Raw genomic sequence first — 24,116 nt, forward strand, 5'->3', positions numbered from 1 at the left:
CCGCATCCACATCATCACCGCCGTCCTCGGCCCCCTGCCCGTCACCGCCGACGGCACCGGCCACCGCGCACACTGAGGCGACAGTGGACACCGGACGGCGCCGGCGGATCAGGATCACCGCGCCGGCGAGGGCGGTGCCGAGCAGCGTGCCGCCGGCGGCGAGAGCGCCGGTGTCACGGTTGTCGCCGCCGGAGCCGGCCGGCGCGCCGCCGATCGGGGTGACGGCGAAGGTTGCGGTGCCGGCCGAGCTGCCGTCGCCGCAGGTCGCCGCCACCGTGTACGTGCCCAGGGTGAACCCGGCGGTGAAGAGCTCGGCGCTCAGCCCGCCGCCGGCGGCGGCCGTGGTGGATCGGACGTTCTGGTCGCGGTTGGGGCCGGTGACCCGGAAGAGGGCGTCACCCGACTTCGGGTTGCAGGTCGTCGCGGTGAGCACGACGGTCCCACCGACCGGTGTGGTGGCCGGTGACACAGTGGTGTCGGCCAGTGCGGCGCCTGGCAGCAGGAGCGTGCCGAGGCCCACGCCGAGCGCCGCCGAGCAGAGTGCTGTTGAGACCTTCATACGCGTCTTCCCTCACTTTTCGTCCGCTGACTGCGTGGGACGTCGTTCGGGTGGCCAACTCCGTGACTAGCACCGGTGTGCCCAACACTAGGTGGGTTGGGTCCTCGATCAGGTGAAAATGAGAAATCCTCGTTGCCGTCACGTGTCCACCCGAAGGCGGGGAGAGCTGCGGAAAGGCCCGGACGGCCCGACCGGCACCGGTGCTCCGATCGATGTCCATCCGGTCGGGCTGTCGTCGCTGTGTCGATGGCGAGGTATTGCCGGTGTCGGCGGAAATGCACCGCCTGGCCCGCCGAGATCGACCGTCCGGGCCGGTCCAAGATCCGCACAAGAACAGGGATGTAGGTGCCTCGCGCGGTCCGGAGGCCACTACATCCCGGAAGTTGTGCGGATCTTGGATCGGGGCGCGCCTCGGGTCAGCGGGTCGGGGTCGGCTCGGGCATCGGCTCACCGGTCTCCAGCAGGGTCTTGAGGCTGGCCAGCAGCTCCGGCCAGCCGCCGCTGCCGTCGAGTTGGCCGCTGATCGCCCGGTGCATCTCACCGTCGGGGGAGAAGTCGTCGTGGATGACGGTCAGCCGGACGGTCGACCCGCTGTGCGGCTCGATCTCGAAGGTCACCGTCGACCGGCGCTCACCGAGCCGGGCGGCCAGCTCCTCGGCGGACCAGCCGAAGTGCTCGGCGTGCTCGGGTTGGAAGCCGTGCCAGCTGTAGGAGAGGCGACGGTACGGCTCGGCGACGAGCACCCGCTGGCCGAGGTCGCGCGGCTCGCCGTCCGGTGCGTCCTGCCACAGCACTGGTGACCCGACCTGCCAGTCCGAAACCAGCGCGACTCCACCCCAGTAGCGACGGGTGAACGCCGGTTCGGTGAGCGCGGACCACAGCCTCTGCGCGGTGGTGGTGACGTAGGTGGTGTAGACGAAGGTCGGGCTCTCCATGGGTTGTCGCTCCAATGCGGTGGTCAGGTCGGCCAGAGTGGCGGCGCGCTCGCGGTCGTAGCGGCTGAGCCACCGGTCGGCGATGGCGTTGATCGGGGCGGCGTTGAGGTAGTGCAGCTTCTCTCGGCCGCGCCGCGCGGTCGTGACGAGGTGGGCCGCCTCCAGCACCGAGAGGTGCTTGCTGACGGCCTGTCGGGTGCCGGCCAGCCCGTCGCACAGCTCCCGCAGGGTCTGGCCGTTGCGCTCGTTGAGCCGGTCCAGCAGTTGACGCCTGCTGGGGTCGGCCAGCGCCCGGAACGCGTCGTCCATCGACCCTCCCGCGACAGGCAACCATGTGGTTGCCTGCCAAGTTAGGCAACCAATGGGTTGCCTGTCAATCTGGGCGTCGGTGGCGGCAGGCGACCGGGTGCGATCGTGTGGCAGCGTGGTGCGGGTGACCGACTCCGCGCCGCTCGACGTCGACCTCGCGCTGCTCGGTGGCGGCGGCGCCGCGTCGTTGCTGCTCGCCGCACTGGACCGCCACGGTGTCCGGGATCTGCGGATCGCCATCGTCGACCCGGTGCGCCGGCGCGGTCAGGACCGCACCTGGGCGTTCTGGGGTCACCCCGACAGCGACCTGGACCCGCTGCTCAGCGCGAGCTGGCAGCAGGTCGAGGTGGCGACGGCGGCGCGACGCCGCGTCCTGGACCTCACCCCGCTGCGGTACGCCATGCTCCGCTCCGGCCCGGTCTACGACCGGGCTGCCGACGCCGAGCGTCGCCTCGACGCCACCCGGATCGTCGCGCCCGCCGAGACGGTGCGCGACGACGGTGACCGGGTGCTGGTGGGCACCGGCGACGGGCGCGGCGTACGGGCCGGCTGGGTGCTCGACTCCCGTCCCCGCCCGCCGGCGCGAGCGGGGCGTACCACCTGGTTGCAGCACTTCCGGGGGTGGTGGCTGGAGGCGGACCGGCCGGTGTTCGACCCGACGCGTGCGGTGCTGATGGACTTTCGTACCCCGCAGCCGCCCCGGGGCGTCTCCTTCGGGTACGTGCTGCCGGTGAGCGACCGCTACGCCCTTGTCGAGTACACCGAGTTCTCGCCGGACCTGCTGACCGACGCCGGGTACGACGCGGCGCTGGCCGGCTACCGGGATCTGCTCGGGCTGGATCCGACCGGGCTGCGGGTGCGCGAGGTGGAGAACGGGGTGATCCCGATGACCGACGCGCCGTTCCCGGCCCGGCCCACCCCCCGCGTGGTCCGGCTCGGCACGGCCGGTGGCGCGACCCGCCCTTCCACCGGCTTCACCTTCTCCGCCATGTACCGCCAGGCCGATCAGGTGGCCCGCGCCCTCGCCGCGGGTCGCGCGCCGGTGCCCGAGCCGGCGTACCCGCGCCGGCACCGCTGGATGGACGCGGTGGCACTGCGGGCGCTGGACCGGGGCGGGGTGGGCGGCCCCGAGTTCTTCGACAGGCTCTTCGACCGCAACCCGGCCGAGCGGGTGCTGCGCTTCCTCGACGGCGGCACCACTCCGGCCGAGGAGGTCGCGATCATGAATTCGACCCGGCTGATGCCGATGATCGCCGCGACCGCCGGTGACGCCGCACACCGGGTCCGCGACCGGCTGCGCCCCACCCGGCCCGCGCCGGCCATCCCACCCGCTGTGGTGGGTTCGACGCCGACGGCTCGGCGCGGCGGCCCCCCGAGCGGGGAGGACGACGTCCGCGCCCGGTAGGTTGCCGGGCATGGTGGACGCGGCGGCCGGCAGGGGCGTGCAGATCTGGACCGACGGGGCGTGCAGTGGCAACCCCGGTCCGGGTGGTTGGGGTGCGCTGCTGCGCTACGGCGATCACGAGCGGGAGCTGTGCGGCGGTGAGGCCACGCCCACCACCAACAACCGGATGGAGCTGATGGCGGCCATCCAGGCGTTGGAGAGCCTGAACCGGCCGGTCACCGTGGAGCTGCACACCGACAGCACGTACGTGCGCAACGGCATCACCAGTTGGCTGGCGTCGTGGAAGCGCAACGGTTGGCGGACCGCCGCGAAGCAGCCGGTGAAGAACGCCGACCTGTGGCAGCGGCTGGAGACGGCCTGCGAGCGGCACGAGGTCACCTGGCTGTGGGTCAAGGGGCACAACGGCCACCCGGAGAACGAGCGGGCCGACGGGCTCGCCAACAAGGGCATGACCGAGGCCCGGGGCGCGCTGACCAGCCGCTGATCCCGGGTCAGCGAGTCGCGTCCGGGTGCCCCGGCATGCTGGAACCGCCGCCGCTGCTGCCGGACGAACCACCGGCGACGCCCGAGTTGTCGGGCTCGGTCACGATGTCGGGCCGGACGTCGGTGTCCGCCGGTGCGGGGACCTCGGTGTCCGCGTCGACCTGCACCAGTGGCGCCTGGCCGGCCTCGTCCTCGCTGTGCTGCGGGTCGCCCGGCTGCTCACCTTGGCGATTTCGGTAGCCCACGCCGTGCCCCCCGTCGATGCCGGTCCGCGTCGGCGCTGGCTACCCGGCGTCGTCAGGGCCGAAACCTCGCGGTCAGCGGCGACGACCCCGACGGGCGGGGGAGCGGGACGGTTGACGGACCGGGGTGAGCGGCAGCGCCGTCCAGTGCGCCGGCCGGGTGAGCGTCTGCGGCAGCCAGGTGTGGGTGTCACCCCGGGCGGCGTCCAGCTGGGTCTGGTGCAGGAAGAGCGTGCGCCGCAGGTCCGCGCCCCGCAGGTCGGCTCCGCGCAGGTCCGCGCCGGTGACGTCGGCCAGGCCGAGGTCCGCCCCGCGCAGGTCGGCGCCGATGAGCAGCGCCCCACGCAGGTTGGCCCGGCGGAGGTCGACGCGGCGCAGGTCCACCCCGAGCAGGTGCGCGCCCCGCCGGTCGGCGCCGCCGGGAGCGCGGGCCGCGTCGCTGGCCCGGGACAGCAGCGGGTTGACCCGGTTCCGGTGGTCGGCGACGTCCACCGCGCGAAGCTGCGCCGGGTCACCCTCGGTGAACGTCAGCGTCTCGGCGCGGGCGCGTTCCAGCTCGGCGAGCAGGTCGGCCGGCGGGTCCAGCGCCACCGCCTCGGTGAGGTACCAGAGCAGTTCGTGCAGCGGTCGCAGCACCGCGAACGCCTCGGCCATCGCCGGCAAGGTCTCCGGTGCGTCCCGCCAGTCCCGCCCGCCGAAGGTCACCTGGGCGACCTGCTGCCCGGCACCGAAGCAGTCGAACACCGTACAGCCGGGAAACCCGCGCTCCCGCAGCTCGGTGTGGATGCCGCAGCGGTGGTCGGGGCGCAGATTCGGGCACGGCGAGCCGGCCGGCTTGTCGATGGCGAAGTCCGCCGACGCGGCGAAGGCGGGCACCACGCAGCACAGCCCGAAGCAGCGTCCGCAGTCGGCGCGTAGCTGCGCCGCCCCGGACGGCGGTGCGGTGTGGTGCGACACGCCGACGGTCCTCCTGGCGATCAGGGTGGACCACCATTGTTTCCTGTGCCGCGCCCACGGGTCGGTCGGGGGTCACCGTGCGTGCGTGTCACCGGCCGTCGCGGGGCGGGGCGCTGGCGTACGGGCATCGCCCGGTGGCGGCACCAGACGGCGGACGTCCCGCTCGCCGTCGTCGTGCCCGTACTTCTGGTCGAAGTGCCGTTTCACGACGGCGACCGGCGTGCGGTCCCCGTCGGCGGGCTCGGCCAGCGCGAACACGCCGGGCGCCGCCCCGGGCGCGCGGGGCGGCAGCACGGCTCGCACCGTCAGCGGCCCGGTGACCCGGAACCCCCGGCAGTCGACGTAGTGCTGCCCGTCCACAGTCACGAACGGCACGCGTACCTCGACCACGTCCGACTCGTCGTGGCGCAGCGTGACAGTGACCGACCAGTACCGCTCCAGGTCGAGGGTGGCCTGCTCGTGCTCCCACAGCTCCTCGAACCGGGCGTGCACGAACCCGCCCCACGGGCTGTCCATGTCCACCTCGAGCTGCGGCACGTTGAACGACAACTTCCCGATCGGGAAGAACGAGATCAGCGCCCGCCCGTCCCACTGGTAGAGCTGGATCGACGGGGACGCGTCGTAGAGCCGGACCTGGAGGCGGTGGCGCAGCCGCGCGTCGAGCGCGTCGGCGAACGCGGCCAGGTGGCGCAGGTTGGTGCGGATCTGTCGGGGCACGTCCACCCGTTGCCGTTCCAGCTCCTCGGAGCGTTGCTGGGCGGCGGTGCAGTCGGGGTCGAGCAGAAGCAACTGCACCTGGGCGCCGTTGGCGAGCGCCGCTCGTACCGCGCTCAGGGTCTCCTCGCGGTGCCGTTGCTCCAGCAGGATCGTCCAGGTGTCGAGAATGCGCACCCGACGCCCAGAGCGGTGCAGCCGCGCCACGAACGCCTGCTGGTCGAAGCTGAGGTGCTCCTGCACCCGCGCCTTGCGGGCCTCCTCGAACAACGGGTCGAAGATGACGTACGAGATGGCCGCGAGGACGACGCTGGCCCCGAGGTTGAGCAGGAGGTCGCTGAGGAAGCCGGTGCTGCGCCAGGCGGCCAGCAGCATGACGACGGCGATCGCGAAGAGCGCCCCGCCGACGACGAAGGCCCGTCGTTGCCGCCCGCCCCGACCAGCCCACCCGGGCATCCGGTCCCCTTCCGCCGTCGGTCGGCACCACCGCCGCTTGCTGATCACCGGAGTTCGGAGGATACGTGCCCGCTTTGCTGGGCGCTGTCCCGTTCTCCGAGCGGCTGGTTCACCGCTCGGACCGGCTCCACCGCTCATAGGGTGACGGTAACGGAGTCGTGCGACCACGGAGGGTGTCGGGGTGGACGAGAGCGAACGCGAGCAGGCGCTTCTCACCGTGCTGACCACCGAGCACTACGCGTTGCAGACGTCCCGCGCCGGCACCATCGCCGAGGCCACCGGCCGCGCCACCATCTTCCTGTCCGTCCTGTCGGCGGCGCTGATCGGCCTCGGCTTCGTCGCCAGCAACGACAAGCTGGTCCGCCCGTACCTGGCAGCGGTGCTGCCGACGCTGGTCATCCTCGGGGTGCTGACGTTCCTGCGGTTGGTGGAGACCACAGTGGAGAACTCGTTGGACCTGCGGCGGATCCAACGCATCCGGGCCTACTACCAGCACAAGCTAGCCGGCGAGCACGACTTCTTCGCCGACGCGGTGGTGGCCGACGACGCCATGAGCACCGCCTGGAACCTGGTCGGCACGCGCCCGGGGCGGTGGGAGTTCGTGTTGACCACTGCCGCACTCGTGGGAGCGGTCAACGCCGTGCTGAGCGGGCTCGGCATCGCCCTGGTGGCCACGACCGTCGGGGCCGGGGGCGCGTTGACGGTAGTGGTCGGGGTGCTGGTCGCGGTGGTGGCGTTCGGTGTGCAGTTCGCCTACATCGTCCGGGCGTCGGCCGCGCCGATGCGCTGACGGCACCCGCCGGTGTCGCTCAGACCGATCGCCAGTCGTCGTTCGTCAACGCCGTGGCCTGGGGACCCATCAGCGACATGCCCCCGTCGACCGGCCAGGACGCGCCGGTGACGTAGCTGGCGGCGGGGGAGGCGAGCAGCGCGACCACGGCGGCCACCTCCCGGGCGTCGCCGGGCCGCCCCACCGGCACGCCGGGCCGTTCCTGGGTGAACGGGTCGACATCCTCCTGGCCGGTCATCGGCGTGGCGATCTCGCCCGGGGCGACGGCGTTGACGGTGATCCCGTCGGCGGCCAACTCCTGGGCCATCACGCGGGTCAGCAGCCCGAGCCCGCCCTTCGCGGCGCAGTACGCGGCGGAGCCGACCCGGGGCGCGTGTTCGTGCACGCTGGTGATGTTGATGATCCGACCGCCGGCGCCGGTGGCCCGCATCCGTCGCGCGGCCCGCTGGGCGCACAGGAAGGGCGCGTCCAGGTCGACGGCGAGCACCTCGCGCCACTGCTCCCACCCGGTGTCGACGAACGGCGCCGAGGCCCCGATGCCGGCGTTGTTGACCAGCACCCCGATGCCGCCCAGGCGGTCGGCCAACTCGTCCACCACCGCCGCCGCGTCCGGCAGTTGGGTCAGGTCGACCTCGGCGACCTCGCAACGCCGCCCGGTGGCGCGGACCTCGGTGGCCGTCCGTTCCGCGCCGTCGGGGTCGCCGTACCAGGTGATGCCGATCTCGAAGCCGGCAGTGGCCAGCGTCACCGCGCAGGCCTTGCCGATGCCGGAGTCCGCGCCGGTGACGATGGCGATTCTGGGGTAGTTGTCGTATCGCTGTGGCATGCTGCCGCACTACCCCGGCGGGGCCGGTCCAACCGCCACGGGGACCACTACTCATCGCCGGCGGGCGTACCGTCGCCTGATGCGGATCACCCGGTTCACGCACGCCTGTGTGCGCGTCGAACACGACGGCGGCGTGCTGGTCGTCGACCCGGGGACGTGGAGCGAGCCGCAAGCCCTGGTCGGCGCGGACGCCGTCCTGGTCACCCACGAGCACACCGACCACATCGACGTGTTGCGGCTCGCCGGTCTCGGTGTCCCCGTGTACGCGCCGGAGGGCGCCCGACTGCCGGATCTCGCCCCGCTGCCGGTGACCCGAGTCCGTGCGGGCGAGCTGTTCACGGCGGCCGGCATTCCGGTCAGCGCGCACGGCGGCCGGCACGCCGCGATCCACCAGGGGCAGCCCGACTGCCCGAACCTCGGCTACCTGATCGGCGGCGAGCTCTATCACCCGGGCGACGCCCTGCATGTGCCGGACGAGCCGGTGCGCACCCTGCTCGTCCCGGCCCAGGGGTCCTGGCTGCGCCTCGACGAGGCGATCCGGTTCGCCGGCGCCGTGGGCGCGGCGGCGGCGTACCCGATCCACGACGCGCAACTCAACGACCGTGGCCTGGCCAGTGTCGCGGGCTGGTTCGCCGAGACGATCCCCGGCTACCGTCACCTGCTGCCCGGCGACACCGGCTGACCATCTGCCGTCGAGGTGCGGAAACGGGGCGCGGCGGCGGTGAGCACCGCGGCGGCCGTCGGGGCGGACCAGCCGTCGGTCAGCTCCGTTACCAGGTCGGCCACCAGCCGGGTCACGGCCGGCCCGCCATCCCGGTGCAGCGCCTCGGCGACGATCAGCACCGACGAGGTCCCCGCCCGCACTGCCGACCAGCCGCTCTGCCGGTTCGTCCACCGTCGGGCGTGTGCCCGGCCGGCGGAGTCGACGAAGGTCACCTCGCCCGGCTCTGGATGCTCGGTGTCGCCAGCGAAACTCAGGTACGCCTCGTCGCCGTGTGCCGGCCGGACCACCAGGTCGCCGTCGACGCGGTCCAGGTCGAGCGCCGCGACCGGGATGGCGTATGCGGCCGAGATGGCGTTGCAGAGGTCGACGAGCGGGTGTACCCGGGGCAGATCGCCGTCCAGGCGCAGCCGACGCAGCAGCGCCTCGGCGGCGCACCGGTACTTGGTGGGTCGCAGCCCCATCGCCGTGTACGCCCGCCGCCACGCCTGGATCTCCGGGAACCCGCTCTCGGCCCCGCCGGCGGTCAACCGCCGTCGGGCCTCGGTGAGATAGTCGGCCGTGCGTCCCGCGACGTCGGCGGTGGCGGTGATTCCGGCGGCCTGCACCACACCGGCGACCAGGTCGGGGTACGCGTCGCGAAGCCGCGGAGAATGTTCGAAGTGCACTGTGGTCCTATCGTTCGGTGAGGGCGAGGGTCACGCCGAGCGCGACGAACGTGCCGGCGGCCGTTCGCCGCAGCCAGTCGGTGACCCGGGGTCGGGTCAGCACCCGGTCGCGTACCCGGGCCGCGAAGATGCCGTAGCCGCTGAACATCACGAAGGTGAGCAGCATGAACACCGCGCCGCAACCGAGCATCGCTCGGGTCGAGCCCGGTGCCGTGGTGTCCACGAACTGCGGCAGGAACGCGACGAAGAACATCGTCGGCTTCGGGTTGAGCAGGTTGACCAGCACCCCGGAGACGATCACCCGGATCGCCGAGCGGGGCGGGGCGTCGGTGGTCACCGCGAAGGCGTCACGGTCCCGTGCCATGGACCAGGCCAGGTAGAGCAGGTAGCCGACGCCGAGGTAGCGGACGGTCTCGAACGCCACGGCGCTGGTCTGCATCAGCGCGGCCAGCCCGGTCATCGCGGCCAGCAGATGCGGCAACGTCCCCAGCGTGCAGGCGAACGCGGCCAGCACCCCGGCCCGTGCACCCCGCGAAAGACCGGCGGAGAGCGTGAAGATCACCCCGGTGCCGGGGGTGACCACCACGATCAGCGTGGTGATCAGGAACGGGATGGTCACGATCGTCCTCCGGCGGAGTTGGTGGGTCTGGCTCCTGCTCACTCTGCTGCCACAATGGTCCGATGGGCAGAGCCAAAGCGACTGCATCCGAGAGGTCCATATCGGCCGGGTCCGACTTCCTGCACCTGACCATCACCGACGCGACGCCGGGCGGGCGCGCCGACTGGCTGACCGACCGGCTTCGGCAGGCCATCGCCGAAGGGCGGGTGCCGGTCGGCGACCGGCTGCCCCCGACCCGGGTGCTCGCCGCCGACCTCGGTGTCTCCCGGGGCGTGGTCACCGAGGCGTACCAGCGCCTGACCGAGGAGGGGCACATCGCCGGTCGGGGCCGGGCCGGCACTGTCGTCGTCGCCGCGCCGGCCCCGCCCACACCCACAGCGGCCGCCGCGCCGGCGCCGGTCACGACCTTTCCGCCGGCACCGGGCACCCACATCTTCGAGGCGCTACGCGCGGCGCACGCGACAATCGACCTGACGCCCGGCGTACCCGATCTGGCCGCCTTTCCGCGCGCGGACTGGCTGCGTGCCGAACGGAGCGTGCTGCGCCGCCTCGCCGCGGCCGACCTCGGCTACGGCGACCCCTGTGGCACGCCCGTGCTGCGACAGGCCGTCGCCGCCTGGCTGGCCCGTAACCGCGGCATCAGCGTCGATCCCGCTGAGGTGATCATCGTGGCCGGGGTCTCCCAGGCGCTCGGGCTGCTCGCCCAGGCACTCAGCGCCGCCGGCGTCGATCGGATCGCCGTCGAGGACCCGGGCTCGCTCGGGGTGCGCCAGCACCTGAACAACTGGCGGATGGACACCCCGCCGATCAGTGTCGACGACGCCGGGCTGCGGGTCGACGAGTTGACCGCCAGCGGCGTACCGGCCGTGATGCTCACCCCCGCGCACCAGTTCCCGACCGGCGTGGTGCTCGACGGTGACCGCCGCCGCCACCTCGTCGCCTGGGCGCGGGCCGGCGGTCTGATCATCGAGGACGACTACGACGCCGAGCACCGCTACGACCGTCCTCCGGTGCCGGCGCTGCGTGGTCTGCTGCCCGAGCAGGTCTGCTACGCCGGCAGCGTCTCCAAACTGCTCGCCCCCGCCCTGCGGGTCGGCTGGCTGCTCGTGCCGGCGCGGCTGCGGGAGGCCGTGGTCGCCGCCAAGCGCAACGCCGACCTGGGCAACGCCGTGCTACCGCAACTGGTGCTGGCGGAGATGATGACCTCCGGCGCCTTCGAGCGGCATCTGCGGCTGCTGCGCCGCCGACACATCCGCCGGCGGGACGCCATGATCGCCGCGCTGGCCCGCGCGTTGCCGTCGGCGACGGTGCACGGCGCCGCCGCCGGTCTGCACCTGATGATCACGCTGGACGATGCAGTGGTCGACACCGAGCTGGCGGCGGCGACCCTGGCGCGCGGGGTGAAGGTGCAACCGCTGTCCTGGCACTGCCAGCGGCCGTACCGGCCCGGCCTCGTGCTCGGCTACGCGGCTCGTACGACCACCGAGATCGAGGACGGCGTCGCCGCTGTCGCCGCAGCGCTCGGCCACCGTTGACCATCGGCAGCGGCATGCTGGGAATCAGCCCAGGAACAGCTGGACGAGGACCAGCACGGCGAGCAGCGCCGGCCCCCGTGACCCCTGCCGCATCAGGTCGACCGGGATCATCCCGAACGGTGTGTTTACCGTCGCGCCGCCGTAGTCGATCGGCGGGCGGGTGCCGGCCCGGAACGCGGCGGCCACCACCCCCAGCGCCAGCGTCGGCGCCAGCCAGGCCGGCCCCGGGTCGACGGTCGGCACTGTCAGCAACCACCACACGCCCGCACCGACAGCCGGCACCACGACATGGATCCCGCGCAGCAGGTTGTCGCTGCCACCGAGCGCCCGGCGTAGCCCGGGTGAGCGGCTGACCGACCGCAGACCACCGGTCAGCCGGTTGGCGGCGAGGTACGCGAACACCACCTGCGCGGCCCCGGCCAACCCGGGCAGGGCGAGCGCGGCAGCGTACTGCACCCCGATCAGCGCCGCCCAGATCAGCACGGCGCTCGGGTGGCGGCGCAGCCGGCGTACGTCGGCCTGGAGCAGCGCCCACCAGCCGGGGCCGGGCCGGAACCGGCGGCTGCGAACCCGGCCGATCCGGCGCCAGCGGCGGCTCTCCACCAGGCTGGCGAGCAGGCTCGGGTCCAGCAGGATCGTGGCCGTGGCGGCGGCGTTGGCGAACTGCGCGCCGGTGGTCAGGGTGGCCCGGTCGACCCGCGGCAGCGCGCGTACCGCGAGGATCATGCCCAGGCCCGCGAGGGGCACCGAGGCGGAGAACAACGCGACGGTCGGTGTCGTCGCCGGCCGGGACAGCCCGTCGCCGAGGCGACCGACGAGCACCACGAGGGCGGTGATCACGGCCGCCGTCACCATCGGCACGGCCCCGACCACTGTCGGCCAGCGTCGCCCCGACCGGCTGCTCTGGGCGACGACGCTCAGCGCCAGCGCGGCCGCGCCCCAGCCCGCGCCCGCCGCCGCCGCCCAGCCCAGGGCTGACGGTTCGCTGACCCCACCGAGCGCCGCCACTGCCACTCCGAGCGCCGCGGTGCCGCACGCCGCTCCCAGCAGCAACAGGACGAAACGCGGCGCCAACCAGGCCCGCCGGTCGATGGGCGCGCTGGTCGCCCAGCTCTGCGTCGCCGGGGTCACCAGCAGTGGGCCGAGCGCGCGCAGACCACGCCAGGCGAGCCCCGCGCCGGCCAGCAGCGCGGCGACCGCGAGCCACCACCGCACGCCCGGCTCGGCCTGCCCCACCGTTGGGGAGTCCAGCAGGTCGCGGCTGGCGCTGATCGCGAACCAGCCGTACATGCCCACGAACAGGACCATGACGTACGCGTCGCCGAGCACGTCACCGAGGGAATGGTCGTGGTGCCGGCTGCGGGCCTTGCGCAGGTGCGTCCGCACCTGCCGGGCGGTCGGCACCGCTGCCGGCGTGTCGGCGATCGTGGCCGGCGCGGCGGTCACTTGCCGATCTCGATGCGCTCGTCGACCACCGCGTCGATCAGCTCCGGGTCGTGCGAGGCCAACAGCACGGCCGTGCCCGCCGCCCGTTCCCGCAGGAGTCGGTCGGCGAGCCACTGTCGCCCGCGGACGTCCAGCCGCTGCTCGGGCTCGTCCAGGATCAGCACCCGACGGGGCCGGACGAAACAGGACGCCAGCGCCAACCGGCGGCGCTGCCCGCTGGACAGCGTCACAGGCAGTTGGTCGCGGGCCGGCTCCAGACCCAGCTCGGCGAGGACCTCCTCGACCGGCTCGGCGTCACCCCCGTGGGCGTACGCGACCAACTCCAGGTGCTCGACCACCGACAGGTCGGGGAAGAAGTCGATGTCGTCCAGGGCGGCCGCCACCAGCGCCCGCACCTGAGGATCGGTCTCGTCGGCCCGGCGGCCCTGCACCAGCACCTCACCCGCGTCCGGCCGGTCAGCGCCGACGACACAGCGCAGCAGAGTCGTCTTGCCGCTGCCATTCGGGCCCAGCACCACAGCGATCCGGCCCGCCGGGAGCGTGAAGCTCACCTCGTCGAGCACGACCAGGTTGCCGAAGTTGCGACTGAGTCCCCGTACCGAGAGCGCGTCCACGATCACAGAGTCTGCTTCCTTCTTGTTGCTCACACCTGATCGGGGTGAGACTTCCGGATGATTCGCTCTTCGCGCAGCAGGGCTGGGCTGAAGTCCGGGAGCGGCAGTCTGCTCCGGTGGCGATCGGCCCGTGTCTGCACGATCTGCTTCACCAAGTTATGCGGGGTGCGCAGGGTGATGTCGGGGTCACCGTGTCGTTGCAGGACGTTGATCGCGGCGTTCACGTCGGCCTGCCACACCACCCCGCACACTGTGCAGTGAAGCCGGTCCCCGGCGCGGCGGCCGAGGCAGCCGCAGCGGTGACAGACTTGTGAGGTGTAGGCGGCGTTGACGTGCACGAGCGCAGAACCTCTGCGCTCCGACACGCTGGCCAGTGCCTCGGCGGTGACTCCTTTGGTCCACGCGGCGAGGCGTCGGTTGGTGTCCCTGCCGAGCGGTTTACGCCCGGCGAAGGTCTTGGTGAGGTTTTCGGCCACGACGACGGTGGCCTTGTCGACGACTCGATGTACAGCGGTGAAGATCTCCGTGCGGACCTGTGCCCGGTGGCGGGCGGCCTGACGGTCACGCTTGACGGTTCCCAGGTTGTTCTGGCTGATCCGGTCCGCCTTGGCCTGGTCGCCGCGTCGGGCGGCGTTGTTGGCGATCGAACGCAGCTTCGCCCGGCGGCGGTTGCGTTCCTTGGTCCGATCCGACTCTGTTGTCAGTAACCGACCGAGGCGTGCGCCGTGGTGGTTGCCGTCGGAGTCGGTCAGTACCTCCGTGTAGCCTTTGTCCACGCCGATCGTCGCTCCGCCGCACGGACGCTGTGAGGTCTTCATGGTGGCGGCGTCGATCTGGTAGTGGACCTCGACCCGGTCGCCGCGCAGGATCAGCCGCAGCGTGCCCCTCGGCGCGACGGTGGTATTCAGCGGGATACGCACGAGCTGACGCCGCACGAGCCCCGGCACGGCCAGCCACAGAAGGCCGTTGCCGTCGACATGGGTGTGGTGCTTGTCGGCGCGCACCACGATTTGGTTGTGGGTGTGGTTTTGCCCGCGCCGCCAGTGCTTGCGCATCTGCCGGGCCAGGTATGCGTCGCCGGACCATTTGTTGGTCTTGAGCAGCCCCAACAGCCGTCTGCGCGCGGCGGGGTCTGAGGTATGATGCCCAACCGCCCGACGTACCACCGCCTTCGCCGACTCCCGGCTGGCGGTGATGTCGGCCATCGCGTCACGGACGGTCTCTTTCCACGCGTTGGCCAGCACCTCGAACCGTCGGTGTGTGCCCTCGGCTAACCACTGGTCGCGGACCTGCCGGTCCGTCAGCCCTGCCCCGGCCACGGAGCCGTAGCGGCGCCATACCTCACTGCGTACCCGCCCGAGTCGCCGGGCCTGCTCGGCCAGCGCAAGATACTTGCCGACGTTGAGTCGCTGCGAGTAAGCGATCCGGGTGGTCTTCACCGGGCACCCCGTTCAAGTCGTCGGTCTTCATCGGCTTCTCTTATCGGCGCAGGCCATGGAGCCGACCTGAGAAACTGTGCACGATCGACAGCAGGTCGGCCACCATCTCTTCCCGCGGTGACAGCGATTCCTGGTTGGTCACCAACAGCTCACATCCGGCCACCTCAGCCTCGTAGGAGAGATAGTCGAAGCCGAACCGGCCCAGCCGGTCCTCGTGGGCGATGACCAGCGTCGACACCTGCCCGGCGTTGACTCGGCTCATGACGTTGAGAAGCTTGGGCCGCAGCAAATCCATACCACCGCCGATCTCACTGACCCACTCGTGCACGGCCAGCCCTCGGGCTAGGCAGAACGTCTTCATGGCGGTGCGCTGCGACGCAAGGTCGTCGCACTGTCCGGCGGAAGACACCCGACAGTAAACGATCACCTTCCGGTCGTCTCGCGAAAAACCGGGAGTGAGCACGGGCGCACACATCGGACTCGTCGAAGTACCGCTGGCCGGTGGGGGTGCGTCCGGCGACAATCCGGCCTTCAGCCTCCCATCGGCGCACCGTGCTCGCGGAGCGATCAATGCGTTCCGCGAACTCCGAAACGCGACAAAACCCCCCATAATTGCTCAGTCTGGGAAACAATGAGTAGCGAAGCAAATTTAGAGTCCAGTCTCCCAGACCTGTGCCAGCGGCTACAGTGGGCGACCTACGTCACTCGGGTGTCGGCGTCGTCCTCCAGTCGGGCGTCGGCGGCGGCCAGCCCCTGGGCGTCGGCGACCTCCTCGGCCACCGCCGCCGCGTCCGCCCAGTGCCGCCGCGCGTCGGCCTGGTCGCCCAGCGCGGCGCAGGCGTCACCCAGGTAGAGCAGGGTACGTGCCAGCCCGGCGGTCGGCCGGGTCTCCTCGCGCAGCCGGCGGCTCTCGGCCAGCAGCTCGTACGCCGTCCGCGCCTGCCCCGGAGTGCTGCTCAGCAGCGTCGCCCCGGCGTTGAGCAGCGCCGTCGCCCGGCTCGTCGGGTCGTTTACCGACTCGTACTCGCGCAGTGCGGCCCGCCACGCCTGGGCGGCGTCCAGGTGCTCGCCGAGCGCCGCGTGCACCAGCACCAGGTTCGTCAGCGCCGCCGCGTACCCGCGCGCGTCACCCACCGACCGGAACGTGTTGGCCGCCCGCACCAGGTGGTGGTGCGCGGTGTCCGGTTCGCCCCGGGCCAACTGGGCCGCGCCCAGGCCCAGCTCGGTGAGGGCGTGCCCGGCCCGGTCGGCGCCGGAGCGGTGTCGGCGGGACATCTCCAGGTGCTCCACCGCGTCGTCGAGCTGCCCCAGGTCGAGCAGGGCCAGGCCGAGGTTCATCCGCGCCTGGGCGTTGCCCCGCCGCCCCCGCTCGTTGACCGCGAGGGTGAGCGCGGCCGCCGCCCCCTGCGGGTCGTGCCGGCGTCGACGCAGCACCCCCAACTCGTTGTGCGCCCACCCGGCGATCTCCGGACGGTCGTCGGCGGTCGGGGTGGCCAGCACGGTGCGACAGACCTGCTCCCACTCGTCGAGCCGCTCGGCGTACGCCAGCCACCCACACAGCGCCACTGCCAACCGGAACCACCACCGACGGACCCGGCGGGGCAGTGTCTCCTTGGCGCCGGCCGGCACCCGCACCACCGCCAGCAGCAGCTCCTGGTGCAGGTCGAACCAGCCGTACGGGTCGTCGTCAAGCGGCAGCGACCACTCTCGGTCTCCCGGTGAGCCGAGCACCGCCAGGTTGGCCGCGTGCCGTTCGGCCCGGCGGGCCAGGTGCCGGGTCAGTCGGGCCTGCGCGGCGACCCGGGCCCGGACCGGATCCGCGTCCCGCAGGTGCAGTCGGGCGCTGCCGGCCAGCAGAGGGCGGATCTCGTACCGGTCGCCGGGCGCGCCGACCACGAACGCCGCCGCTGCCAACCGGTCGAGCAGTGCGGTCACCAGCTCGGGGTGCCGCCCGGCCAGCGCGGCGATGGTGGGCCGGTCCACCGGGGCGGGGACCAGCGACATCAGCCGGTACAACCGTCGGGCCTGGCGGGGCAACACCCGGTACGCGATGTCCCGTTCGGTGACCAGGCGGGCCGCCGGTGAGACGGCGAGCCGCTGGTGCGGTGGCGTCTGCACCGCGCGGCGCAGCGCGTCCAGCACGTCGGAGTGCCGCCAGCCGTGCTGAGCGGTGCGATAACCGAGCGCGCGGACGGTACGCGGTTGCCGCCCGCACAGGTCGACGATCTCGCGTACCGCAGGATCGGTGCGCGGATCGGCGCGACGGACCCGGGCGGCGGGCGCGGCCCCGCCCGCCGTCGCGAACAGCTCCACCGCCTCGGACGTGCCCGGTTCGGCGATCCAGTGTGCGACCACGCCCTCCAGACCGACCAGCGCCGGACCACCGGCGAGCAACAGGCGGCAGGTGCGCGCGGTGGGCGGTAACAGTGGCCGGACCTGGTCGGGACGGTCGACGTTGTCCAGCACCAGCACGATCTTGCGACCGTCGAGCTGACGGCGCAGCGCGTCGGCGGCGGCGGCGAGCGCATCCGGCCGGCCGGATGTCGGCGGGGCGGTGCCCAGGATCCGGGCCAGTGCGGTGAGCACCTGCCGGGCCGAGCGGGGTCGGCCGCGCCGCCGCAGGTCGAGGTAGTACTGCCCGTCGGGGAAGTCCTCCCGGCACTCGTTCGCGGCCTGCACCGCGCACGCGGAGGTGCCCACCGCGCGTCGGCCCAGAACCGCCACGGCGTGCTCCCGGGTGAGCAGACCGACCAGTGCGTCGACGTGCTCCTCACGACCGGTGAACTCGGCCGTGTAGGGCAGATTGGGCGCCCCGGCGGCGGGGGTGGTGAGCACCTCCGTCGGCTCGGGGTCGACCTCCCGGCCACCTCGGCGGCGGCGCACCTCGTACACCACGTAACCGACGACGCCGCCGGAGGCCAGCACGATGGTCACCGGCCCGAGCACGCTGGCCGCCAGCTCGGAGAGGACGTTGCCGGCCAGGTTGCTGGCCACGTTGGCGAGGACGCTGCCGACCACGCCGCCGATCGCGATCAGCGCCGGCCACCGCGAGCCGCCACGCGAACCACCCGGCCCGGTCACCGCACACCTCCGGAGACGAGCCCGGCGACCAGGTGCCGCCGCGAGAGGACCACCAGCACCACCGGCAGCACCGAGGCGAGCACCGAGCTGGCGGCCAGCGCCCCACTGTTGCTCACGAAGCTGCGGGTCTGCTCGGCCAGGAACGGCCCGAGCGGCGACGACCCCGGCCCACCGAACAGTCGTCCCACCACCAGGTCGTTCCAAACCTGGACGAACTCCAGTACGGAGACCGCCACCACCGCCGACAGGTTGTGCCGGGCCAACCGGCGCAGGGTGTGCCACCACCGACGCCCGCCCAACCGGGCGTCGCGGACCTGCTCCACCGGCAGGTCGGCGAACGCGTTGCGCAGCACCAGCACCGCGAACGGCACACCCAGCGCGATGTGCACCAGGGCCAGGCCCTGGGCCGTGCCGGAGGAGAGGACCAGGCCCAGCACCTCGTTGACCGGCCCGGCGATGACCTGGATCGGCACGACGCTGGCCGCCAGCAGCAGCAGCCCGGTGGCCTGCGCGGCCGGCCCGGTCAGCCAGGCCAACGGGTACGCGGCCAGCAGCGCGACCACCAGCACCGTGGCGGTCACCGCGGTGGCCAGCAGCAGGGTGAAGCCCAGCGTGCGCCACAGCTCGGTGCCGGTGACCAGGTCGCGGTAGGACTCGCCACTCGGCGGCGTTGACCACCAGCCGCGCGCGGCGGCGTCCACCCGGCCGTGCGCCGACGTGGCGACCAGCACCGCCAGCGGCACCAGCCAGGCGATGGCGGCACCCGCCGCGAGCAGCCGGAACACCCGCCGAGGCGGGGCGACCGGGGTGGGCTCCGGTGCCGCCTCGACGCGCGGCGGGGGCCAGGCCTGCCGGACGAAGAGCGCGGCCACCATGATCCCGCCGATCACCGCCACCAGCCACACCACGCCGAGCGCGGCGCCGTCGCCGGTGGTGGTGCCCCCGGACGTCTGCCAGATCCGCAGCGCCAGCACCGAGGCCTCGTCGCGGACCGAACCTGGGGTCATCACCAGGATGAGGTCGAACGTGCGGCTGGTGCCGACCGCCACCAACGCGAAAACCACGGCGGTCGTCCGCAGCAGCAGTGGCCGCCACTGCGCGTCCCACAGCACGTGGCGACGCGTACCGCCGTAGGCGCGGACCGCGTCGGCGAGGCTCGGCGGCACCGCGTCCAGCGCGGAGCGGAAGACCAGCACCGCCAACCCGACCCAGGCCCAGACGAACGCCGACATCAACGCGACGGTGACCATTCCCGGCCCGAGCAACTGCGGCGCGTCCTCGACCGAGCGGCCGGCCAGTCGGGTCGCGACCAGTGTGGCCAGCCCCCGGCTCGGGTCCGGGTCGTACATCAGCCGGAAGGTGACCCCGGTGACCACCAGCGGCAACGCCACCGGCACCAGGAGGATCAACCGGACCAGGCCGCCCTCCTCGGAACGGCGGGACGCGGCGGCGAGCAGATAGCCCAGTGCCGTCACCACCGCCGGCACCAGCAGCGCCCAGAGGACCGTCCGACCGACCACCGCGCCGGTGCCCGGGGCGGCGAGCGCGTTCCGGAAGTGCGCCGCGCCGACCCAGCGACCGTCGGTGGTGACGCTGGCGTGCATGGTCCGCAGCACCGGCCACAGCACCAGCCCGCCGAGCAGCACCGCGGCCGGCAGCAGCAGGGCCGACGTGGCCCCCGCCGCCGGATAGGCCCGACCGCGCCGAGCTGGACCGACGTCGTCGAGGACCGCCAGCTCGCCGAGGACCCGCACCTGGCTCATCGGCCGCCCCCCGCGCTGCGGGCCGCCGCGGCGAGCAGGCCGGTGGCCCGGCGGATCGCCTCGCTGGCGCGGACCCCGTCGGTGACGTCGGCGAAGAAGCCCTGCATGATCCGCCAGATGCCGACCCCGTCCGAGCCGGTGAACGCGCCGGGCAACTGGTCGGAGAGATCGAAACGCAGGGTGCCGGGGGCCCGCATCTCCTCGGCGAGACCCTGGCCGACGCGATCCCGGTAGCTGCCGATCGCGACGTTGGTGTTGGGCGAGAGGTAGCCGCCGTCGCGCAGCCACGGCTGGAACGAGTCGGCCCTGGTGAGCCACTCGACCAGCTCGACTCCACCCCGGGCGTCGGCGAACGCCACCGCCGCGTCCCCGCCGACGATCAGCGGGCCGCCGCCCGGCTGGGCGCCCGGGAACCGGAACGTGACAGGTGCCTCCGGGCCGCGCTGGAACGGGTCGGCGACGTCGGCGGTGAAGTCGGCTCCGACGAGCATCACCGCCCGCTTCGTGTGCACCACCTGGATCACCGACTCCTCGTACTGGGTGAGCAGGGCGCGGCGACCGCCGCCGACGAACGCCCCGTTGATGCTCCACAACCCGGCGAGCCGGTCCAGCGCCTCGCGCACCGGTCTGCCCTGCCAGTCGGCGTCCGGCCGGCCCAGGGCGTTGTAACTCTCGGGTGCCATGTCGGCCAGCACGTTCTCGAACCAGTCGGTGAGCACCCAGCCGTCGGCGGCGCCGATGGCCAGGGGCGCCGGCCCGCCGTCGCGCCTGGCGAGCGCACCGAGCTCCCGGGTCCGCCGGACCAGCGCGTCCCAGTTGGCCGGCTGCACGGGCAGCATCGAGGGCAGGTGCCAGACCAGCGACTTGTGCGCCGCCTTGACCCAGACGCCGTAGCGCTGGCCCTCGGCCGTCAGCAGCTCGCCCAGACCGGCGGGCACGGCGTACTCGGTGGACGCGCGCACCGGGCTCAGCCAGCCGCGCTGGGCGTACTCGGTGACCAGGCCGGGGCGCGGCAGGATCGCCACGTCCGGGCTGGTGCCGGCGAGGTGTCGGGCACGCAGGAACGCGTCGATGTCGTTGCCGGCGCTGATCACCTGCACCGGGGCGGGGTAGCCGGCGACGACCTCGCGGAACCGGTCCAGTTCGCTGGTGCTCCAGACCACGGCGACCTGCACCGACCGGCTACCGCCGGAGCAGCCGGCCGCCAGGGCGGTGGCGCCCGCGGCGGCGGCGGCGCGCAGCAGCGTACGCCGACTCACCCGGGCGGCCGGCCTCATCGGGCCGCCTCGCTCGGCTCGGTGACCAGCTCGTGCCGCACCGGTATCTCCGCCAGGGTGGCCGGGTCGGCGGTGCAGACCAGCACCGCCACGCCGGGGGCGTCCGGCGGCGAGAGGCGAGGCATCAGGTCACCGAGGCGGCTGTCGCCCGCCGAACCGGCCGGCAGGTCGACCACCAGCACCTCGGGCAGGCAGGCCGCCGCTCGGGCGAGCGCCACCCGGAACCGCTGGGCGTCGGAGATCTGATGTGGCAGCAGGGCCAGGGAGAGCGCCAACTCGAGCCGGTCGACCACTGTGGCCGTCCAGTCGTTGGCCACCTCGTGCACACGTTCGCGTTTGCGCTGGCCGTACTCGATGTTGCGCCGCACTGTGAGCTGCGGCAGCAGCGCGCCACCGGCGGGCACGTAGCCGATCTGCCGGCGGGGCGGCGGCAGGCTGGTGACGTCCCGGTCGCCGACGAGGACGCGACCGGTCACCGGCGGGGCCAGCCCGGCCAGCACCCGGGCGACCGCAGTGCCGAACCGGGGCGGCGCCACCAGGGCGGCGAGCGTGCCGGCGGGAACGTCGAGGGTCACCGGCCCGGTGCCGGGGACGGCGACCAGTGCGCGTAGCCGTAACGTGGCCCTCACCTCCGGTGACCATTGATGACCGTCCCAGGGTGGCACACCGTGACGACAATCGACGCCCCCGACGCTTCCACTGTGGAGACGGTCGGGGCTGTTCAGGTGGGGGAGTAGAGCGCCGCGAGCCCGGCCGCCGTGGCGGCCAGCCGTTCGCGAAGCGCCGCCGGGGCCAGCACCTCGACGTCGGCGCCGAGGCGCAGCAGCTCACCGTGGGCGTGGGTGAGCGACTCGATCGGCAGGACCGCTGTCACCCAGCCCCGCGCGTCCGGTGGCCCGGCGCTGGTGTCCATCGCCTTCACCACCGGATCGCTGCCGACCTCGCGCAACCGCTCCCGCCCGGCGGGGGAGAGCCGGACGTGGGCCTCGTCGCGGTGCAGCCGGGCCCGGAACTGCACCACGTGCGCCCGCCACCAGGACGGCAGGTCGAAGTCGGCCGGTCGGTCGAACCCCTGCGCCAGTGGGGTCAACGCGAGGATCTGGTTGACCCGGTAGGTCGCCGGCGCGCCCCGGCCGGGCTGGTCGGCCACCACGTACCAACGGCCGCCCTTGAGCACCAGGCCGTACGGCTCCAGGACCCGGGTCACCTCGCCGTTCCAGCCGCGGTAGCGCACCTCGACGCGGTGTTGCCGCCAGACCGCCTCCGCAGTGCGGGCCAGCTCGGGGGAGGCGTCGCCATCGGCGTACCACCCGGGAGTGTCCAGGTGGAAGCGTTGTTGCAGTCGGGTCGCCCGGTCGCGCAGCGGCGCGGGGAGCGCGGCGTGCAGCTTGAGTTGCAGCGCCGCCACCACGTCGCCGTAGCCCAACTCGTCGGCGGGGCCGGGCAGCCCGGCGAGGAACAGCCGGTCGGCCTCCTCGGCGGTCAGCCCGGTCAGTCGGGTCCGCCAGCCGTCGACCAGTTGGTAGCCGCCGGCGTGCCCGGCCTCGCCGTAGAGCGGGATGCCGGCGGCGTGCAGCGACTCGACGTCCCGGTAGATGGTGCGGGGAGAGACGGCCAACCGCTCGGCGAGCTGCGTGGCGGTCAACCGCCCGTGCGACTGGAGCAGCAGCAGGACGGAGAGAAGTCGAGAAGCCCGCACTCCACTGACACTAGTTGTCAGGGGACCCGTCCTACCGTCCCGGCATGGCATTTCGCGACAAGGAACTACGAACGCCCGGACCAGTGCTGATCGGCGGCCGGCAATTCAAGCGCTACCACATAGACCAGCCAGAGCGACCTATCGAACCCGAGGTGGAGAAGGCCGCGTACGACCTGCTCCCCGACCTGCTGGCCGACGTCGTCGACGACGGCACCCCGGCCGCCGGGTGGGTGGTGCTGCACCGGGGCGCGGACACCGGCGCCTATCTGCTGGCGTACAGCTGGGTGTGGGACAACGCGGTGGAGGTCCGTGTCGCCGCTGCCGGGCAGCCGGCACTGGACTGTCCCGACGACGACCCGGCACACTTCGTCCACCTACGCCGCCCGGCGGTGGGCTGCGTCTGGGAGTTGGCGGTTCTGGAACACGAGCGGGCCGCCTGGGTCCGGCACATGCTGCTGCCGGAGGGTCCGAATCTGACCGATTATCTGCGTGACACGCGAGCGGAAGGGCCGGTGGGCCGCTGATGGGCGACTTCGACTTCTTTGTGGGCACCTGGAACGTGGTCAACCGGCGGCTGCGCAAGCGGCTGGTCGGTTCCGACGAGTGGGAGGAGTTCCCCGGGGTGTCGGTGGCGCACGGCTTCTTCGCCGGCGGCGGTCACTTCGACGAGATCACGTTCCCCACCAAGGGCTCCGCTGGCGCCACGATCCGGGTCTTCGACCCGGCTCGCGAGGAGTGGTCGATCTACTGGGTGAGCAGCGTCGACGGCGTGCTGGGGCTGCCGCCGATGGTGGGCCGCTTCGTCGACGGGGTCGGCCACTTCTACGCCGACGACCAGCACGAGGGGCGCCCGGTCCGGTGCCGGTTCATCTGGTCGGGCATCAGCGCGACCACCGCCCGCTGGGAGCAGGCGTTCTCGGTCGACGGCGAGCAGACCTGGGAGACCAACTGGGTCATGGACTTCACCCGAGCATCGGAGGACTAGCCTCCAGGCCATGCGGAAATGGCAGCGGATGGACCCGTGGGCGCCCGCCAGGTGTTCACCGGGTTCATGCTGCTGGTGGGGTGCACCGCGGCCGCGACGACGTCGCTCTTCGTCGGGCGGGCGCTGATCCAGGGCGAGATCGACGCGCGGACCGCCCTGGGCATGGCCGGCGCGTTCTTTTTCATGGGGGTGTGGCTGACCTTCGTCTTCCGGTTGCACCTGACCGGGATCTACGTCAACGACCGGGGCGTCCGGCTCCGGCACGTGTTCTCCACCCGCACCCTGCCCTGGTCACAGGTGACCCGGTTCGAGGCGAGTCCAGCGCTGTTCCTCGGCGGGCCCACGGCCCGCCTCGCCTGCTGGGTACACACGACCGACGGGGCGTTCGAGTCGGCCGTGCAGCGGCGGTCCAAGAGCGGGACACTGCGGAAGAACAACGGGCCGGTACTCACCGTGGCGGACTTCGACCAACTGCTCGTCCGGCTGGCCGAGCAGCGTGCCGCCCGGGGACGTCCCGGAGGTCAGCTGGACGGCCGGGGCGTGGTCTCGCGGTAGTTTCCGGCCAAACGGGTGCGGTGTTAGGGTCCGGACAC

At 72.8% G+C, this 24,116-nt stretch carries 24 protein-coding genes and 1 pseudogene; 8 read left to right on the forward strand and 17 right to left on the reverse strand.

Translation table 11 applies throughout. The features are described from left to right. A partial coding sequence (locus tag AB0C20_RS17755; protein WP_357568358.1) for a hypothetical protein occupies nucleotides 1-559 on the reverse strand: 559 nt, incomplete at its 3' end. A gap of 416 nt (nucleotides 560-975) precedes the next feature. Continuing rightward, nucleotides 976-1,803: a metalloregulator ArsR/SmtB family transcription factor gene (locus AB0C20_RS17760; protein WP_357568359.1), complete on the reverse strand. Its 828-nt coding sequence runs from the start codon at nucleotides 1,801-1,803 to the stop codon at nucleotides 976-978. A 124-nt stretch (nucleotides 1,804-1,927) separates the two neighbouring features. Between AB0C20_RS17760 and AB0C20_RS17765 the strand changes: the two genes are divergently transcribed. Together AB0C20_RS17765 and rnhA are read left to right on the forward strand one after the other, a co-directional pair. Further along, nucleotides 1,928-3,208: a lycopene cyclase family protein gene (locus AB0C20_RS17765; protein ID WP_357190559.1), complete on the forward strand. Its 1,281-nt coding sequence runs from the start codon at nucleotides 1,928-1,930 to the stop codon at nucleotides 3,206-3,208. A 10-nt stretch (nucleotides 3,209-3,218) separates the two neighbouring features. Next, nucleotides 3,219-3,692: a ribonuclease HI gene (gene rnhA / locus AB0C20_RS17770; RefSeq protein WP_357568360.1), complete on the forward strand. Its 474-nt coding sequence runs from the start codon at nucleotides 3,219-3,221 to the stop codon at nucleotides 3,690-3,692. A gap of 7 nt (nucleotides 3,693-3,699) precedes the next feature. On the opposite strand, the gene AB0C20_RS17775 is transcribed toward rnhA, so the two are convergent. The 3 genes from AB0C20_RS17775 to AB0C20_RS17785 form a co-directional block, all read right to left on the reverse strand. Next, complete coding sequence (locus tag AB0C20_RS17775) at nucleotides 3,700-3,936, reverse strand: preprotein translocase YidC (protein WP_357190561.1); 237 nt, start codon at nucleotides 3,934-3,936, stop codon at nucleotides 3,700-3,702. Between the two features lie 72 nt (nucleotides 3,937-4,008). Next, entirely contained in the window at nucleotides 4,009-4,890 is an 882-nt protein-coding gene (locus AB0C20_RS17780) for a pentapeptide repeat-containing protein (RefSeq protein WP_357190563.1), read from the reverse strand. A 72-nt stretch (nucleotides 4,891-4,962) separates the two neighbouring features. After that, nucleotides 4,963-6,060, reverse strand: a complete 1,098-nt coding sequence (locus tag AB0C20_RS17785) for a DUF5919 domain-containing protein (protein ID WP_357190565.1) — start codon at nucleotides 6,058-6,060, stop codon at nucleotides 4,963-4,965. Nucleotides 6,061-6,241: 181 nt separating this feature from the next. Between AB0C20_RS17785 and AB0C20_RS17790 the strand changes: the two genes are divergently transcribed. Further along, the gene (locus AB0C20_RS17790) at nucleotides 6,242-6,850 is read left to right on the forward strand and encodes a hypothetical protein (RefSeq protein ID WP_357568361.1); all 609 of its coding nucleotides are present in this window, start codon (nucleotides 6,242-6,244) and stop codon (nucleotides 6,848-6,850) included. A gap of 19 nt (nucleotides 6,851-6,869) precedes the next feature. Here the strand turns inward: AB0C20_RS17790 and AB0C20_RS17795 are convergent, their stop codons facing one another. Beyond that, nucleotides 6,870-7,676 carry an SDR family oxidoreductase gene (locus AB0C20_RS17795; protein ID WP_357190569.1) on the reverse strand — a complete coding sequence of 269 codons (807 nt, stop codon included), beginning with the start codon at nucleotides 7,674-7,676 and terminating at the stop codon, nucleotides 6,870-6,872. Nucleotides 7,677-7,755: 79 nt separating this feature from the next. Here AB0C20_RS17795 and AB0C20_RS17800 point away from each other — a divergent pair, with 79 nt between their 5' ends. Further along, nucleotides 7,756-8,358 carry an MBL fold metallo-hydrolase gene (locus tag AB0C20_RS17800; protein ID WP_357190571.1) on the forward strand — a complete coding sequence of 201 codons (603 nt, stop codon included), beginning with the start codon at nucleotides 7,756-7,758 and terminating at the stop codon, nucleotides 8,356-8,358. On the opposite strand, the gene AB0C20_RS17805 is transcribed toward AB0C20_RS17800, so the two are convergent. Both AB0C20_RS17805 and AB0C20_RS17810 read right to left on the reverse strand, forming a co-directional pair. Further along, the gene (locus AB0C20_RS17805; protein WP_357568362.1) at nucleotides 8,331-9,065 is read right to left on the reverse strand and encodes a phenylalanine--tRNA ligase beta subunit-related protein; all 735 of its coding nucleotides are present in this window, start codon (nucleotides 9,063-9,065) and stop codon (nucleotides 8,331-8,333) included. The genes AB0C20_RS17800 and AB0C20_RS17805 overlap by 28 nt on opposite strands. A 7-nt stretch (nucleotides 9,066-9,072) precedes the next feature. Then, nucleotides 9,073-9,684, reverse strand: coding sequence for a LysE family translocator (locus AB0C20_RS17810; RefSeq protein WP_357568363.1), 612 nt, complete (start codon nucleotides 9,682-9,684; stop codon nucleotides 9,073-9,075). A gap of 62 nt (nucleotides 9,685-9,746) precedes the next feature. Between AB0C20_RS17810 and AB0C20_RS17815 the strand changes: the two genes are divergently transcribed. After that, entirely contained in the window at nucleotides 9,747-11,219 is a 1,473-nt protein-coding gene (locus tag AB0C20_RS17815; RefSeq protein ID WP_357190577.1) for a PLP-dependent aminotransferase family protein, read from the forward strand. A gap of 24 nt (nucleotides 11,220-11,243) precedes the next feature. On the opposite strand, the gene AB0C20_RS17820 is transcribed toward AB0C20_RS17815, so the two are convergent. The 9 genes and pseudogenes from AB0C20_RS17820 to AB0C20_RS17860 form a co-directional block, all read right to left on the reverse strand. After that, nucleotides 11,244-12,665 (reverse strand): DUF6297 family protein, encoded by a 1,422-nt coding sequence (locus AB0C20_RS17820; protein WP_357190579.1) that lies wholly within the window; start codon nucleotides 12,663-12,665, stop codon nucleotides 11,244-11,246. Beyond that, on the reverse strand, nucleotides 12,662-13,285 hold the full coding sequence (locus AB0C20_RS17825; RefSeq protein ID WP_112602474.1) for an ABC transporter ATP-binding protein: 624 nt from the start codon (nucleotides 13,283-13,285) through the stop codon (nucleotides 12,662-12,664). Before AB0C20_RS17825 ends, AB0C20_RS17820 begins: the two co-directional genes overlap by 4 nt. Before the next feature lie 23 nt (nucleotides 13,286-13,308). Then, nucleotides 13,309-14,718, reverse strand: a complete 1,410-nt coding sequence (locus AB0C20_RS17830; protein ID WP_357190581.1) for a transposase — start codon at nucleotides 14,716-14,718, stop codon at nucleotides 13,309-13,311. A gap of 43 nt (nucleotides 14,719-14,761) precedes the next feature. Continuing rightward, nucleotides 14,762-15,338 (reverse strand): annotated as a pseudogene (locus AB0C20_RS17835) (IS607 family transposase); the annotation flags it as partial. Nucleotides 15,339-15,414: 76 nt separating this feature from the next. After that, nucleotides 15,415-17,799 (reverse strand): tetratricopeptide repeat protein, encoded by a 2,385-nt coding sequence (locus AB0C20_RS17840; RefSeq protein ID WP_357568364.1) that lies wholly within the window; start codon nucleotides 17,797-17,799, stop codon nucleotides 15,415-15,417. Further along, nucleotides 17,796-19,562, reverse strand: coding sequence for a hypothetical protein (locus AB0C20_RS17845; RefSeq protein WP_357190583.1), 1,767 nt, complete (start codon nucleotides 19,560-19,562; stop codon nucleotides 17,796-17,798). The genes AB0C20_RS17840 and AB0C20_RS17845 overlap by 4 nt, the downstream gene beginning before the upstream one ends. Further along, nucleotides 19,559-20,839: an extracellular solute-binding protein gene (locus tag AB0C20_RS17850; protein WP_357568365.1), complete on the reverse strand. Its 1,281-nt coding sequence runs from the start codon at nucleotides 20,837-20,839 to the stop codon at nucleotides 19,559-19,561. Before AB0C20_RS17850 ends, AB0C20_RS17845 begins: the two co-directional genes overlap by 4 nt. Beyond that, complete coding sequence (locus AB0C20_RS17855; protein WP_355009060.1) at nucleotides 20,836-21,468, reverse strand: ATP-binding cassette domain-containing protein; 633 nt, start codon at nucleotides 21,466-21,468, stop codon at nucleotides 20,836-20,838. The genes AB0C20_RS17850 and AB0C20_RS17855 overlap by 4 nt, the downstream gene beginning before the upstream one ends. Nucleotides 21,469-21,560: 92 nt before the next feature. Then, entirely contained in the window at nucleotides 21,561-22,538 is a 978-nt protein-coding gene (locus AB0C20_RS17860) for a WYL domain-containing protein (RefSeq protein ID WP_357568366.1), read from the reverse strand. 44 nt (nucleotides 22,539-22,582) lie between these two features. On the opposite strand from AB0C20_RS17860, the gene AB0C20_RS17865 reads away from it, so the two are divergent. Genes AB0C20_RS17865 through AB0C20_RS17875 form a run of 3 tightly spaced genes read left to right on the forward strand, consistent with a single transcriptional unit; the run spans nucleotide 22,583 to nucleotide 24,078 of the window. Then, complete coding sequence (locus tag AB0C20_RS17865) at nucleotides 22,583-23,062, forward strand: hypothetical protein (protein ID WP_357190590.1); 480 nt, start codon at nucleotides 22,583-22,585, stop codon at nucleotides 23,060-23,062. After that, a complete protein-coding gene (locus tag AB0C20_RS17870) occupies nucleotides 23,062-23,523 on the forward strand; it encodes a hypothetical protein (RefSeq protein WP_357190592.1) in 462 nt (153 codons plus the stop codon). Before AB0C20_RS17865 ends, AB0C20_RS17870 begins: the two co-directional genes overlap by 1 nt. 36 nt (nucleotides 23,524-23,559) lie before the next feature. Further along, entirely contained in the window at nucleotides 23,560-24,078 is a 519-nt protein-coding gene (locus tag AB0C20_RS17875; protein ID WP_357568367.1) for a PH domain-containing protein, read from the forward strand. Nucleotides 24,079-24,116: the final 38 nt, after the last annotated feature.

The sequence above is a fragment of the Micromonospora sp. NPDC048843 genome, from assembly GCF_040649965.1.
In the GTDB taxonomy this organism is placed as follows: Bacteria; Actinomycetota; Actinomycetes; order Mycobacteriales; family Micromonosporaceae; genus Micromonospora; species Micromonospora hortensis.